The organism is Micrococcus sp., assembly GCF_030523875.1.
Lineage (GTDB): Bacteria > Actinomycetota > Actinomycetes > Actinomycetales > Micrococcaceae > Micrococcus.
This window is the reverse complement of the sequence record NZ_JAUNHR010000012.1, coordinates 26,508-41,075: the sequence shown is the minus strand read 5'-3', so window position 1 is coordinate 41,075 and position 14,568 is coordinate 26,508. Positions and strand designations below refer to the sequence as shown.

The window sequence follows — 14,568 nt, the reverse complement described above, 5'->3', positions numbered from 1 at the left end:
GCAGAGGGCGACGTCCGGGCCGATGCCTCGGCCATCCTGGAGGAGTCCGTGCGCTCCATGCGCGCGGCGGGTGTGCTCGCCTCGCCGTGACCCCCGCGCGGGGGCCTGCTCATGGCGAGCCCCAGTTGCTCGGCGGCCAGAGGGTGAAGAACACCCGGCCCACCACGTCCTCGTCCCGGACGAACCGGGCGCAGTCGCCCGCGTCCTCGGCGGGCACGCCCCGGCACTGGATCACGGAGTCCGCCGAATTGGAGCGGTGGTCCCCCAGCACCAGCAGGGAGCGCTCCGGCACCGCGACGGGGCCGAAGCACCGCGGGGAGCGGACGTCCCCGGACTCGCAGTCCAGCTGACCCGGCACGAACGGCAGGTCCCGGTGGATGTAGGGCTCGTCCAGCGGCTGCCCGTCCACGAGCACGGCACCCTCGGCCGAGCAGCACTCCACGGTCTGCCCCTCGGTCCCGATCACGCGCTTGACCAGCGCCTGCTCATGCGAGCGGCCGATCCCCGTGAGATCGCCGAAGGTGCGCACCGCGTTCTCCACCGGCCCCTCCGGGCCCATGTCCATGGCCCAGTCCTCATTGGCGGCGAAGACCACCACGTCCTGGGACTCGGCCATGCCGTCCGGGTACGCGGTGCGGTTCACCAGGATGCGGTCCCCCACCTGGAGGGTCTCCTCCATGGAGCCCGAGGGCACGGAGTAGACCTTGACCCAGAACGCCTGGACCACGGCCACCACAGTCAGGGCGATCACCACGTTGAGCAGCACCGAGGCCCAGAACGGCAGACGCGGCCCGCGGACCTCGGGGGCGGCGGTGGCCGACGACGCCGCCGGGGCGCCGTCCGAGCCGCGCACGGCCGGGGTGTGCGCCATGGCTCAGGCGTCCCCGTCGAAGAGGCTGGTCACCGAGCCGTCCTCGAACACCTCACGGATGGCGCGGGCGATCAGCGGCGCGATGGAGAGGACCGTGAGGTTGTCGAAGCGCTTCTCCTCCGGGATGGGCAGGGTGTTGGTCACCACCACCTCGCGGGCGCCCGAGTCGCCGAGGCGCTGCGCGGCCGGGTCCGAGAACACGGCGTGGGTGGCGGCGATGATGACGTCCTTGGCGCCGGCCTCCTTGAGGATGCGCACGGCGCCCGAGATGGTGCCGCCGGTGTCGATCATGTCGTCGATCAGCACGCACACGCGGCCCTCGATGTCGCCCACCACGGTCTTGGACTCGGCCTTGTTGGGCGTGGTGAGGTCACGGGACTTGTGCACGAACGCCAGCGGCACGCCGCCCAGGCGGTCCGCCCACTGCTCCGCCACGCGGACGCGGCCGGTGTCCGGGGAGACCACGGTGACCTTCTCCCCCTCCACGCGGCCCCGGATGTAGTCGGCGAGCAGCGGGATGGCGAAGAGGTGGTCCACCGGGCCGTCGAAGAAGCCCTGGATCTGCGCGGTGTGCAGGTCCACGGACATGATGCGGGACGCACCGGCGGTGTGGTACAGGTCCGCCACCAGACGGGCGGAGATGGGCTCGCGCCCGCGGCCCTTCTTGTCCTGGCGCGCGTACGGGTAGAACGGGGACACCACGGTGATCCGGCGCGCGGAGGCACGCTTCATGGAGTCCACCATGATCAGCTGCTCCATGAGGTGGTTGTTCAGCGGCGCCGGGTGGGACTGGATGACGAACACGTCCTTGCCGCGCACCGACTCCCCCGAGCGCACGTAGATCTCCCCGTTGGCGAAGTCGTACGCGCTCATGGGCAGCAGCTCGGTGCCGAGGCACTCCGCGATCTCCTGCGCGAGCTCCGGGTGGGCCCGCCCGGCCGCCAGCACCAGTCGCTTGTCCTCGCTCCGGCTCAGTTCCGTCATGACGTCCCCTGTCCTCGTTCGCTGCAGTTCTGCACGGCGCCGTCCGGCGCCGCAGTCCATCCTAGGCGTGGACTCAGGCCCGCTCGTCGCCCTCGGCCTGGTCAGGCGTTGCGTCGGCGTCGCGGCCCACGGCGCCGGCCGCGCGGGCGGCGTCCGCGGAGGCGGTGCCCGCCCGGCGGGAGACCACCCAGCCGTCCACATTCCGCTGGTCCACGGCGTTCAGGGCGAGCGCGCCGGCCGGCACGTCCTCGCGCACGGTGGCGCCGGCCCCGGTGTACGCGCCGTCGCCCACGGTCACCGGTGCGATGAACACGGTGTTCGAGCCGGTGCGCACGTGGGAGCCGATCACGGTGCGGTGCTTGTCCACGCCGTCGTAGTTGGCGGTGATGTTGCCGCAGCCGATGTTGGCGTACTCGCCGATCTCGGCGTCCCCGGCGTAGCCCAGGTGGGAGAGCTTCGCACCGCGGCCGATCGTGACCTTCTTGGTCTCGTAGAACGCGCCGATCTTGCCCTCCTCGCCGAGCACGGTGCCCGGGCGCAGGTAGGTGAAGGGGCCCACGGTGGCGCCGTCACCGATCACGGCCTCCGTGGCGTCCGTGCGCTTGACCACGGCGCCCTCGCCCACGCGGGTGTCCGTCAGCGTGGAGTCCGGGCCCACGACGGCGCCCGTGGCCACCTCGGTGGTCCCGTGCAGCTGGGTGCCGGGCTTGAGGGTGACGTCCGAGGCCAGGGTGACGGTGACGTCCACCCACGTGGAGGCGGGGTCGACGACGGTCACGCCCTCCTTCATCCAGCCGCGCAGGACGCGGTCGTTGAGCTGGCGGCCCAGATCGGAGAGCTGCCGGCGGTCGTTGGCGCCCTCGACCTCCCACACGTCCGCGGTGCCCACGGAGGCCACGCGGCCGCCCTCCGCGCGCGCCATGCCCAGCACGTCGGTGAGGTACTTCTCCCCCTGCACGTTGTCCGTGGACAGCTGCGGCAGGGTGCGGCGCAGCAGGGCGGCGTCGAAGGCGTAGATGCCCGAGTTGACCTCCGCGATCTCCACGAAGGAGGAGTCGCCCGTGGACTCGGCGTGGGCCACGGCGTCCTTGTGTTCCATGATGCGCTCCACGAGGCCCTCGGCGTCGCGGACGATCCGCCCGTAGCCCGTGGCGTCCTCCAGCGTGGCAGTGAGCACGGTGACGGCGTTGCCGTCCGCCTCGTGCGCGGCCACCAGATCCGCGAGGGTCTGCGGGGTGAGCAGTGGCACGTCGCCGTAGGTCACCACCACGGTGCCCTCGAGATCCTCCGGGAGCGCGGCGAGGCCGAGCTCCACGGCGCGGCCCGTGCCGGGCACCTCGTCCTGATCCGCGATGGCCAGGCCGGTGATGCCCAGGCCCTGCGCCACGGACTCGATGTGCTCCGCCACACGGTCCCGCTCATGCCGGACCACGGCCACGAGGTGCTCCGGCGCCAGGGACTGCGCCGCGGCCAGCGCGTGGCCCACCAGGGAGCGGCCACCGATCGCGTGCATGATCTTCGGCGTCGCGGACTTCATGCGCGTGCCCTGGCCCGCTGCCAGCACGATCACGGCGGACGGACGGGGGGTGGACTCGGTCATGGGGAGGGTCTCCTGCCGGTGGGGAAGCGGGGCGTTCCGCCCCTAGGACTCGAACCTAGACTGCACGGCTCCAAAGGCCGGCGTGCTGCCATTACACCAGGGCGGAGCGTCGTGAGGTCCCCTGGGCGGGGCCCGCCGCGACGACGCTGCATTCTCTCACGCGCCGCGCAGGCCTCCTGCGGGGCGGATCAGTAGGCGCCGTCGGAGGCGGCCACGGCCTTGACGGTGCGGCCCAGGATCACGAGGTCCCCCAGCAGGGACCAGTTCTCCACGTAGTACAGGTCCAGGCGCACCGCGTCCTCCCAGGAGAGGTCGGAGCGTCCGGAGACCTGCCACAGACCGGTGATGCCCGGCTGGACGAGGAACCGGCGGTGCACGTACTCGCCGTACTGGGCCACCTCGTGGGGCAGATGCGGACGCGGACCCACCAAGGACATGTCCCCGCGCAGGACGTTCACCAGCTGGGGCAGCTCGTCGATGCTGGTGCGGCGGATGAACGAGCCGACCCTCGTCACCCTGGGGTCGTCCTTCATCTTGAACAGGATGTCGTCCTCGCCGCGGTCGGAGACGAGCTGCGCCTTGATCTCCTCCGCATCCACCACCATGGAGCGGAACTTGAGCATGGTGAACGGCTCGCCGTGCAGGCCGATGCGCTCCTGCCGGAACAGCACCGGACCGGGGCTGGTGGTCTTGACGGCGATCGCCACGGCCAGCAGCAGCGGGGAGATCAGCACGATCCCGATCCCGGCGGAGACGAGGTCGAAGGCCCGCTTGAGGGACGCCTTGGAGCTGGAGAGCCGGGGCGTGGACAGGTGCAGCAGGGGGAGGCCGGCGAGGGGCTGGGTGTGCAGACGGGGGCCGGCCACGTCCACGAGGGCCGGCGCCATGATCAGGGAGACGCCGCGCTCCTGCAGGTCCCACCCGAGGTGCCGGACCTCCTCCGGGACGAACGGGTGGCCGGATGTGATGGCCACGGCCTCGATGTTCATCCGGTCCACGTGGGCGATGAGCTCCTGGACCGTCTCCACGTCCGTGCTCACGGGGACGGGCAGCCACTCCTCCTCCCGGGGCCGGTAGCCGGGGAGCACGGCGGCCACGGGGGCGTACCCGGCGCCGGCCTCGGGCTCGAGGGCGCCGTGGATGTGCTGGACCGCCTTGGGGCCGCCCACCAGGAGCAGGCGGCGGCGGAAGTCACCGCGGTGCCGGCGGCGGGCCAACCAGCCGCGCACCATGAAGCGGCCGAGCATGATCAGGAGGATGCCGAGTGGAAGCGCCAGGCCGACGTACCCCCGCGCCACCTCGAAGGTGGCCGCGTAGGCGAAGATGGCCACGAGGCCGAACAGGTGGAGCGTGGCGCGCAGGACGCGCTTGTACTCCTCCGCACCCACCCCGAGGATGCGGATGTCCCGGGATCCGTCCACGCCGAGGGCGGCCACCCAGGCCGCGCTGAGCACCAGGCTGAGCAGGCCGTAGTCCAGGAACTCGAGGCCGGGGATCTGCGCGAGGGCGAACCCGCCGAACCGCAGCTCGGCGGAGAGGAACGTGGCCAGCAACACGGCCAGCACGTCCACCAGCAGCACCAGCCGGGGCAGCCCCTGCTCCCACTGTTTACCCAGGACACGGGCGCGCACGGAGGATCCCCGCCGGCGGGGCGCGGTCGTGACAGCGTGCTGGGTCATCTCTCTCCTTGCAGGGCCGAAGGCACCCTCGGCGCCGGGGTGCCTGGCGCGTTACGTGAACATCACTCTATCCCTCGGGTGGGGAGGGCCCGGATGCGCGCCCCTCACATCTCGATCTCGGCCGCGGCGAGCCAGTCCTCCTCGAGGCCCTCCAACTCGGCGTCCACCTCGGCGAGCTCTGCGTGGGCCTTCCCCAGCTCGTCGAAGCGCTGCGCCTGGCCCAGCTCGGCCATGCGGATCTCGAGGCCGCCGCGCCGCTCCCGCAGCCGCTCCATCTGCCGCTCCAGCCGCGCCATGTCCTTGCGGGCCTGACGGCGCTCCGCCTCGGAGACCTCGGGGGCGTCCTCGTCCCCATCGCCCATCCCGCGGCAGGTGCCCTCGGCGTCGCCGCGGCCGCGCGTCGGCCGCGGGGCCCCGGCGGCATCGGCGTCCATGGCGGCGCGCAGCTCGAGGTACTGCTCCACGCCGCCGGGCAGGCCCCGGACCTTGCCGTCGCCCAGCAGGGCCACCTGGTGGTCCGTGACGCGCTCGAGCAGGTAGCGGTCGTGGGAGACGACGACGAGCGTGCCCGGCCAGCCGTCCAGGACGTCCTCGACGGCCGCGAGGGTGTCCGTGTCCAGGTCGTTGGTGGGCTCGTCCAGCATGAGGACGTTGGGCTCCCCCACCAGCAGGCGCAACAGCTGCAGGCGGCGGCGCTCGCCGCCGGAGAGCTCGGACACCTGGGTCCACTGCCGGGAGGTGCCGAAGCCGAGCATCTCCAGGAGCTGGCCCGGGGACATCTCCCTGTCCCCCACCTGGAACGCGGAGCCCTCGCGGGCCATGACCTCGGCCACGCGGAGATGCGCGACGTCGTCGAGCTCCTTGACGTCCTGGGTGAGGGTGGCGGAGACCACCGTCTTGCCGCGCTTCATGCGGCCGGAGTCCGGGGTCAGCCTCCCGTCCAGCAGGCGCAGCAGCGTGGACTTCCCGGCGCCGTTGACGCCCACCACGCCCAGGCGCTCGCCGGGGGCCAGGCGCAGGGTGACGTCGTCGAGGATGGTGGTGCCGCCCAGCGCGAGGCTCACGTCCTCCAGGTCGATCACGTCCTTGCCCAGTCGCGCCGTGGCGGTCTTGGCCAGGGACACGGTGTCCCGCGGCTCAGGGACGTCCGCGATGATCGCGTTGGCGGCCTCGATGCGGAACTTCGGCTTGGAGGTGCGGGCGGGGGCGCCGCGGCGCAGCCAGGCCAGCTCCTTCTTCATGAGCTGCTGGCGCTTCTGCTCGGTGACCTGCGCCTGCCGGGACCGCTCGGCGCGGGCCAGGACCCAGGCCGCATAGCCGCCGTCGAACGGGTCCACGGTGGCGTCGTGCACCTCCCACGTGCGGGTGCAGACCGCGTCCAGGAACCAGCGGTCGTGCGTGACCACCACGAGACCGCCGTCCGTGGGGCGCCAGCGCTGCTGCAGGTGGCGCGCCAGCCACGACACGCCCTCCACGTCCAGGTGGTTGGTGGGCTCGTCGAGGAACAGGACGTCGTCGTCCCCCGCCAGCAGACGGGCCAGCGCCACGCGGCGGCGCTGGCCGCCGGAGAGCCCGGCCACGGTCTGCTCGAGGTCCATACCGGACAGCAGGCCGCCGAGCACGTCCCGGATCCTCGGGTCCGAGGCCCAGACGTGGTCGTCCACGTCCCCCACCACGGCGCGGCGCACGGTGTCCTCCGGGTCCAGCACGTCCCGCTGGTCCAGCACGCCCACCCGCACGCCGCCGCGGCGGGTGACGCGGCCGGTGTCCGGCTCCTGCAGCCCGGCGAGGATGCGCATGAGGGTGGACTTGCCGTCTCCGTTCCGGCCCACCAGGCCGATCCGATCCCCCTCGTCCACGCCGAGGGACAGCCCTTCCAGGACGGTGCGGGTGCCGAAGGAGATGCCGATGTTCTCGGCGCCGAGCAGGTGGGCCATGAGGGGCGGGCCTTTCGAGACGGATGCGGGCGAGCGGAGTGGCGCCGGGGCGGGCACGGGGCGGGTCAGAGGACGTGGGCGCCGGGCACGGGGCCGTGCACGGGCAGGGCGGCCACGCCGGTGCGCTCCTCCACCGCGGTGGCCAGGCGCAGGGCGTCCTGCTCGCTGTGGGCGGCCAGGAGCAGGGTGGGTCCGGAGCCGGAGACCATGGCGCGCAGCGCGCCCTCGTCCAGGGCGACGTCCATGACGTCGGAGAGCTCGGGGAACAGGGCGACGGCGGGGGCCTGGAGGTCGTTCTCCATGGCGGTGGCCAGGGCCAGCGGGTCCGCCCGGGTGAGGGCGCGGACCACGTCCTCGTCCACGGTGGGCGTCTCCTCCCCGGCGGGGGCGCGGCCGGCGGCGCGCAGCTCGTCCAGGGTGCGGAACACCACGGGGGTGGAGAGCCCGGCGTCCGCCGGCAGGAGCACCAGGTGGACGGGCCGGCGGGCGGCCACGGGGGTGAGCTCGGCCCCGGTGCCCAGCCCCACGGCGGCGCCGCCGAGCACGGCGAAGGGCACGTCCGCCCCCAGCGGCTCGGCGATCTCCGCCAGGCGGGCGCGGGTGAGGCCGGTGTCCCACAGGGCGGCGCAGGCCATCAGGGCGGCCGCGGCGTCCGCGGATCCGCCGCCCATGCCGCCGGCCACGGGCACCTGCTTGGCCACCTGAAGGTCTACGCCGTGGGTCTCCGGGTCCAGGCCCAGGTGGTCCCGCAGGTGCGCGGCCGCGCGGTGGGCGAGGTTGCTCTCGTCCCACGGGACGTCCGCGGTGTCCACGAGGCTCACCTGGCGGGTGCAGGGGCCCACGGTGATGCGGCCGTCCGTGCGGGCCGTGGCGGTGACGGTCTCCCGCAGGCTCACGGCCAGGTAGACGCTGGCCACCGGATGGTAGCCGTCCGGGCGCGGCGGCCCCACCCGCAGGGAGAGGTTGACCTTGCCGGGGGCGGTGGCCGTGACGTGCCGGGCGGCCGGGGAGGCGGGCGCGCTCATACGGAGACACCCTGCCGGCGGGCGGCGTCCGGGCGGTGCGCCGCGATCCGCGCGAAGGCGGCGATATCCAGGGACTCCCCCCGGGCCTTCGGGTCCACGCCCGCGGCCACGAGCGCCTCCTCCGCGAGCGCGGGTGAGCCCGCCCAGGCCGCCAGGGCGGCGCGGAGGGTCTTGCGGCGCTGGGCGAAGGCGGCGTCCACGGCGGCGAACACGTCCGCCCGCGGCACCGAGTCCACCGGGGGCTCGCGGCGGGTGAAGGCCACCAGGCCGGAGTGGATGCGCGGGGCGGGCCAGAACACCTGGGTGCCGATCACGCCGGCTTTGCGGACCTCGGCGTACCAGGCCGCCTTGGCGGAGGGCACCCCGTAGGTGCGGGACCCGGGCGGGGCGGCCAGGCGGTCCGCCACCTCCTCCTGCACCATGACGAGCCCGTGCCGCAGGCCCGGCAGCTCGGCGAGGGCGTGGAGGAGGACGGGCACGGCCACGTTGTAGGGCAGGTTGGCCACGAGGGCGGTGGGGCCCGTGGCGGCGGATGCCGGGCGGACGGCGTCGATCTGCTCCGCGGACAGGGCCAGGGCGTCCGCGTGGAGCACGGCGAGGTCGGCGGCGCGCTCGGGGCGGAACTCCTGAGCGGTGCGGGGCAGGCGAGCCGCCGTCAGCGGGTCGATCTCCACGGCGGTGACGGCCGCCGCGGCGTCCAGCAGGCCCAGGGTCAGGGAGCCCAGGCCGGGGCCGATCTCCAGGACGTGCTCGTCCGCCCCCAGGTCCGCGGCGGCCACGATCCGACGGATGGTGTTCGGATCGATCACGAAGTTCTGCCCCCACTGCTTGGTGGGGCGCAGGTCCAGCTCGGCGGCCAGACGGCGCACGTCGGCGGCGCTCAGCAGGGGCGCGGTGGCGGCGGCGTCGGGAGGCTGGACCATGGCGGCGAGTCTACCGGCGGGCCGGACGCACGACGGGCGGGAGCTGGGCCGCTGCCCGGATCTCAGAATTCCCCGTACACCTGCCGGGTGGTCTCCGCGACGGCCCGCGCCAGGTCGGCCACCTCCTCGCCCCTCGCCTCGGCCATACTGCGCAGAGTGAGAGGGATCAGGTACGGCGCATTGGGGCGGCCGCGGTGCGGATGGGGGGTGAGGAACGGGGCATCCGTCTCCACCATGATCTGGTCCTGTGGCATCAACCGGAGGGCGTCCCGGAGCTCGTCATTGGCCTTAAAGGTCACGGGTCCGGCGAAGGACGCGTGCCACCCGTGCTCGGCGCATGTGCGGGCGAGGTCCGGCCCACCGGAGAAGCAGTGGAACACCACGTGCGGGGGCAGCCCGCCGTCGGCCTCCTCTTCGAGCAGGATCCTCACCACGTCGTCGTGGGCGTCCCGGTCGTGGATCTGCAGCGCCTTGCCCAGCTCGCGGGCCAGGCGGATGTGGCGCCGGAAGGAGTCCTGCTGCGCGGCGTGCCCCTCGGGCTCCGTGGTGCGGAAGTAGTCCAGCCCGGTCTCCCCCACCGCTCGCACCCGAGGATGCGCGGCGAGCTCCTCGATGAACGCGAACGCCTCCTCGAACTCCCCGCAAGCGGTGAGACGGGCGGCGTCGTTGGGGTGCAGGGCGATGGCCCCGAGCAGGCGAGGCTCGGCCTCGATCGCCTGGACGGTGAAGCGGGCGGACTCCACATCGCACGCCACCTGCACGGCACCCACCACGCCGACGGCCTCGGCGGCGTCCATCGCCTGGTGCACGTCCACACGGACCAGCCCGTCCCGGAAGTCCAGGTGCGTGTGGTTGTCCACCAGGGGCACAGGCAGCGGCTCGGGCGCCGGCGGGTACTCCAGACGACGCCTCTTCCCGGACTTCTCCTCGCGGGTGTCCCGCCGAGGTCCGCCGTCCTCTGTGGTGACGGGCTCGGCCGGGGATCGGTAGGCCTCGGGGGCGTCGAGGTGCTCTGCAGACATGCCCCTCACCCTACTGAGCAGCGTCACCCGCGCTCCCGTCACCACGAGCGATCCACTGCACTTCTGACCCTTCTGGCCCCCTGAAATGGCCCCAGAAGGGTCAGAACCGCAGGGGATTCCGGTGCGATCGTGGCCCCCAGCACGACGCCGGTCCCGCCGCCTCAGTGAGGTGACGGGACCGACGTCGTCGGGACCGGGCGCAGCGGAGCCCGGCGGGGTCAGGCCTTCTGCCCGGCGAAGGGGTCCGGGATGCCGACGTACTGGACCGTGGTGTACTCCTCGATGCCCTCGGCGCCGCCCTCGCGGCCCAGGCCGGACTGCTTGACGCCGCCGAACGGGGCGGCCGGGTTGGACACCACGCCCACGTTGGCGCCCAGGATGCCGAAGTCGATCTGCTCGGCCACGCGGTACATGCGGGCGGCGTCCTCGGTGAACACGTAGGAGGCCAGGCCGTAGACGGTGTCGTTGGCCATCTCGATGGCCTCCTGCTCCGTGGAGAAGGTGACGATCGGCGCCACGGGGCCGAAGATCTCCTCCTGCAGGATCGGGTTGCCCTTCTGCACCTTGAGGGCGGTGGGGGCGTAGAAGTAGCCGTCGCCCTCGATCTTCTCGCCGCCGGTGAGGATCTCGCCGCCGGCCGCCACGGCGCGGGTCACCAGCTCGTGGATGTCGTCGCGGGCGCCCTCGTCCACGATCGGGCCGAGGGTGGACTCCGGGTCCGTGCCGCGCAGCGGCTTGAGGGCCTCCAGCTTGGCCACGAACTTCTGCGTGAAATCGTCCACCACGGACTCGTGCACCAGGAAGCGGTTGGCGGCGGTGCAGGCCTCGCCCATGTTGCGCAGCTTGGCCGCGAACGCACCCTCGACGGCCTTGTCCAGGTCCGCGTCCTCGAACACGATCAGCGGGGCGTTGCCACCGAGCTCCATGGAGGTGCGCAGGACGTTGTCTGCGGCGTCCTTCATGAGCTTCACGCCCACCGGGGTGGAGCCCGTGAAGGAGACCTTGCGCAGGCGGGTGTCCTGCATGATCGGCCCGGAGATCGCGGAGGCGGAGGAGCCGGCCACCACGTTCAGCACGCCCTTCGGCAGACCCGCCTCCTGCATGACCTGCGCGAAGAGCTGCGTGGTCAGCGGGGTGAGCTTCGCGGCCTTGAGCACCATGGTGCAGCCGGCGGCGACGGCGGGGCCCACCTTGCGGGTGGCCATGGCCAGCGGGAAGTTCCAGGGGGTGATGAGCAGGCAGGGGCCCACCGGCTTGTGGTGCACCTGCATGCGCAGGGCGCCCTCGGGCATGATCAGCGTGCGTCCGTAGTGGCGCACGGCCTCCTCGGAGAACCAGCGCAGGAACCCGTTCCCGTAGACGACCTCGCCGCGGGCCTCGGCCAGGGGCTTGCCCATCTCCAGGGTCATGAGCAGCGCGAAGTCCTCGGCGCGCTCGTTGATCATGTCGTAGGCGCGGCGCAGGATGTCGGCGCGCTCCTTGGCGGGGGTGCGGGCCCAGTCGGCCTGCGCGGCGCACGCCGCGTCGAGGGCGGCCATGGCGTCATCCGAGTTCGCGTCCTGCAGGCTCGCGATGACCTTGCCGGTGGCCGGGTCCTTCACGTCGAAGGTCTTCCCCGAGGACGCGTCACGCCACTCGCCGTCGATCAGCAGGCCGGTGGGGACGGAGTCCAGCAGGGCCTTCTCGCGCTCGTCGGTCACGGTCATGGGGCACCTCTTTCGAATCGGTGGAGCAAGGGGCGGCTCCGGCGCCGTCCTCCATGGCTAAGGAACGGGGCGCAGCGGCGCCGTATTCCGGCGCGGGATGACGCCGCCCCTGCCCCGGATCCTAGCGAGCAACGCGTGCGTGGTCCCGCGTGGGTCCGCCGCGCGACCCCCTCACCCCCGCCGCGCGTCGAGCACCGTCTGGTAGAGCTCGCGGCTGCGCAGCCCGTGCGCGGCGGCCACCGTGGCCACGGCCTCCTTGAGCCGGGTGCCGGACGCCGTGAGTGAGGCGACCTCCGCCACCACGTCCGCGTCCGACGTCGGCGCGGCGTCCTCGGCGCGGGCCGGCCCCACCAGCAGGACCACCTCGCCGCGGATGCCCTCCCCCGCCTCCCGCTCGGCGGCCCACGCGGCGAGCTCGCCGGCGGTGCCGCGGACGACCTCCTCGTGCAGCTTGGTCAGCTCCCGGGCCACGCAGGCGGGGCGTCCGTCCCCCAGCACCTCGGCCACGGCCGCGAGCGCGGCCGCCGTGCGCTGGGGCGACTCGAAGTAGACCACCGTGCGCGCCTCGGTGCGGATCTCCTCGAGCCGGCGGCGGCGCTCGCCGTCCTTGCGGGGCAGGAACCCGTCGAACGCGAAGCGGTCCGAGGGCAGCCCGGACAGGGCCAGGGCGGTGGTGACGGCGCTGGCCCCCGGCGCGCACGTGACCGGCAGGCCGGCCTCGACCGCGGCGGCGACGAGGCGGTGGCCGGGGTCGGAGACGGCGGGCATGCCGGCGTCGGAGACCATCACCACGGTGGCGCCGTCCCGCACCTGCTCCAGCAGCCCCTGGGCCGAGGCGGCCTCGTTGTGCTCATGATGGGCCACCATGCGCCCGGTCGGGACCACCCCGAGCGCCTGGCACAGGCGGCGGGTGTTGCGGGTGTCCTCCGCGGCGATCACGTCCGCGGTGGCCAGCAGCTCCCTCAGCCGCGCGGTGGCGTCCCCCAGGTTGCCCAGCGGGGTGGCGGCCAGGACGATCCGTCCGGTGCCGGCGTCGGCGGTGCTCTGCGGGCTCATGCCCGCGAGCCTAGCCGCGTCCGCCCCGGCCCGTAGCATGGGCGCGTGCCCGCCTCCGCCCTCCTCCTCCGCCCCTCCCCGGACGTCCGGGACGTGACCGGGGCCGAGTCCTCGGGCCCGTTCGGCGAAGCCGCCCTGCGCGCCCGCCTGGGCGTGGCGGCCGCCGTCCGCACGCACGCGCACTGGCTCGTGCCGCTGCTGGTCACGGCGCTGGCCGCGGTCATGCGGTTCACCAACCTGTCCTTCCCGGACCGGCTGATCTTCGACGAGACCTACTACCCCAAGGACGCCTACTCCCTGCTGCTCTCCGGCTACGAGCGCCGCTGGGACGAGGACGTGGACGCCGCCTTCGCGCGTGGCGAGGCGCAGCCGCTGGACGAGGCCGCGTATGTGGTCCACCCGCCGCTGGGGAAGTGGCTGATCGGGCTGGGCATGCTGGCGTTCGGGCCGGACAACGGCCTGGGCTGGCGGTTCAGCGCCGCCGTGGCCGGCACCGTCTCTGTGCTCCTGGTGACGCTCGTGGCGCAGCGCCTGTTCCGGTCCGTGGCGCTCGGCGCCCTGGCCGGGCTGCTGCTGGCGGTGGAGGGTCACCACCTGGTGATGTCCCGCATCGGCCTGCTGGACATCTTCCTGTCCGTGTTCGTCCTGGCCGGGTTCGGCGCCCTCCTGCTGGACCGGGACCACGGCCGGCGGGTGCTGGCCCGGCGCCTGGCCGCGCAGGTCTCCGCGCACGACGCCGGCACCCGCTCCGCCGACCCCCTCGCCTCCGGCCCGTGGCTGGGCTGGCGGCCCTGGCGGGTCGTGGCGGGCGCCCTGCTGGGTGCGGCCTGCGCCGTGAAGCTCTCCGGCCTGGCCTTCATGGCCGTGTTCGGCCTGCTCACCGTGCTGTGGGACATGGAGGCCCGCCGCACCGCGGGCGTCCGGGACTGGCTGCGCGCCGGCGTCGTGAGGGACGGCCTGCCCGCCTTCGTGGCGGTGGTGGGCACCGGCGCGGCCGTGTGGCTGGCCTCCTGGACCGGCTGGTTCCGTTCCGAGGACGGGTACTACCGGCAGTGGCACACGGAGAACCCGCCGCAGGGTCCGCTCGAGGCCCTGGTGCCGGGTCCGCTGCGCTCGCTGATCCACTACCACCAGGAGTCGTTCCGGTTCCACGAGGGGCTCACCAGCCCGCACGAGTACGGCTCCAGCCCCTGGACCTGGCCCTTCATGGGCCGGCCCGTGAGCTACTACTACGAGGGCGGCGAGCCCGGGCAGAACGGCTGCCCCGCGGACGCCGCGCAGGCGTGCTCGGCCGCCATCACGGACATCGCCAACCCGTTCATCTGGTGGACGGGGCTGATCGCGGTGCTCGTGTGCCTGGCGGTGCTGCTGCGCCACCGGGACTGGCGGGCCGGCGCCCTGCTGGCCGCTTACGTGGCCGGCCAGGTGGTGTGGTTCCGCTGGCCCGAGCGCACCATGTTCTTCTTCTACACGGTGGCCTACGAGCCGTTCCTGATCCTCATGGTCGTCCTGGCCCTGTCCCTGCTGCTGCGCCGCGGGCACGCTCCCGGCCCGCGGTGGGGCGGCGTGCTGGTGGCCGCGTACCTCGCCGCGGCCACCGCGGTGTCCCTGTTCTTCCTGCCCGTGTGGCTCGGCGAGCAGATCCCGTACTCGTGGTGGAGCCTGCGGATGTGGTTCCACAGCTGGATCTGAGCCGCGCCTCCGAGCCCGGATCCCGCCCCGGGACCGGCGCAGGGGCCTGACCGGGCCCGCCGGGGTCGCTAGG

The 14,568-nt window shown here is 73.4% G+C and carries 11 protein-coding genes and 1 tRNA gene; 1 reads left to right on the top strand and 11 read right to left on the bottom strand.

Annotation, left to right across the window (positions count from 1 at the left end; all coding sequences use genetic code 11):
- Window positions 1-109: 109 nt before the first annotated feature.
- From lepB to rsmI, 11 genes are all read right to left on the bottom strand, one after another.
- The gene (gene lepB / locus Q4D18_RS03145; RefSeq protein ID WP_303125708.1) at window positions 110-871 is read right to left on the bottom strand and encodes a signal peptidase I; all 762 of its coding nucleotides are present in this window, start codon (window positions 869-871) and stop codon (window positions 110-112) included.
- Window positions 872-874: 3 nt separating this feature from the next.
- Window positions 875-1,855: a ribose-phosphate diphosphokinase gene (locus Q4D18_RS03140; RefSeq protein WP_303125705.1), complete on the bottom strand. Its 981-nt coding sequence runs from the start codon at window positions 1,853-1,855 to the stop codon at window positions 875-877.
- Between the two features lie 73 nt (window positions 1,856-1,928).
- A complete protein-coding gene (glmU, locus tag Q4D18_RS03135; protein ID WP_303125702.1) occupies window positions 1,929-3,455 on the bottom strand; it encodes a bifunctional UDP-N-acetylglucosamine diphosphorylase/glucosamine-1-phosphate N-acetyltransferase GlmU in 1,527 nt (508 codons plus the stop codon).
- Between the two features lie 34 nt (window positions 3,456-3,489).
- Window positions 3,490-3,561 (bottom strand) — tRNA-Gln (locus tag Q4D18_RS03130).
- A gap of 82 nt (window positions 3,562-3,643) precedes the next feature.
- Window positions 3,644-5,134 (bottom strand): sugar transferase, encoded by a 1,491-nt coding sequence (locus tag Q4D18_RS03125; RefSeq protein ID WP_303125700.1) that lies wholly within the window; start codon window positions 5,132-5,134, stop codon window positions 3,644-3,646.
- A 104-nt stretch (window positions 5,135-5,238) separates the two neighbouring features.
- On the bottom strand, window positions 5,239-7,071 hold the full coding sequence (locus Q4D18_RS03120; protein ID WP_303125698.1) for an ABC-F family ATP-binding cassette domain-containing protein: 1,833 nt from the start codon (window positions 7,069-7,071) through the stop codon (window positions 5,239-5,241).
- A gap of 65 nt (window positions 7,072-7,136) precedes the next feature.
- Window positions 7,137-8,096 carry a 4-(cytidine 5'-diphospho)-2-C-methyl-D-erythritol kinase gene (locus Q4D18_RS03115; RefSeq protein ID WP_303125696.1) on the bottom strand — a complete coding sequence of 320 codons (960 nt, stop codon included), beginning with the start codon at window positions 8,094-8,096 and terminating at the stop codon, window positions 7,137-7,139.
- Window positions 8,093-9,019 carry a 16S rRNA (adenine(1518)-N(6)/adenine(1519)-N(6))-dimethyltransferase RsmA gene (gene rsmA / locus Q4D18_RS03110; RefSeq protein WP_303125693.1) on the bottom strand — a complete coding sequence of 309 codons (927 nt, stop codon included), beginning with the start codon at window positions 9,017-9,019 and terminating at the stop codon, window positions 8,093-8,095. The genes Q4D18_RS03115 and rsmA overlap by 4 nt, the downstream gene beginning before the upstream one ends.
- A 62-nt stretch (window positions 9,020-9,081) precedes the next feature.
- Entirely contained in the window at window positions 9,082-10,041 is a 960-nt protein-coding gene (locus tag Q4D18_RS03105) for a TatD family hydrolase (RefSeq protein ID WP_303125691.1), read from the bottom strand.
- A gap of 218 nt (window positions 10,042-10,259) precedes the next feature.
- On the bottom strand, window positions 10,260-11,747 hold the full coding sequence (locus Q4D18_RS03100) for an NAD-dependent succinate-semialdehyde dehydrogenase (RefSeq protein WP_303125688.1): 1,488 nt from the start codon (window positions 11,745-11,747) through the stop codon (window positions 10,260-10,262).
- A 171-nt stretch (window positions 11,748-11,918) separates the two neighbouring features.
- Window positions 11,919-12,803: a 16S rRNA (cytidine(1402)-2'-O)-methyltransferase gene (gene rsmI / locus Q4D18_RS03095; protein WP_303125685.1), complete on the bottom strand. Its 885-nt coding sequence runs from the start codon at window positions 12,801-12,803 to the stop codon at window positions 11,919-11,921.
- 45 nt (window positions 12,804-12,848) lie between these two features.
- On the opposite strand from rsmI, the gene Q4D18_RS03090 reads away from it, so the two are divergent.
- Window positions 12,849-14,495 (top strand): dolichyl-phosphate-mannose--protein mannosyltransferase, encoded by a 1,647-nt coding sequence (locus Q4D18_RS03090; protein ID WP_303125684.1) that lies wholly within the window; start codon window positions 12,849-12,851, stop codon window positions 14,493-14,495.
- Window positions 14,496-14,568 lie beyond the last annotated feature (73 nt).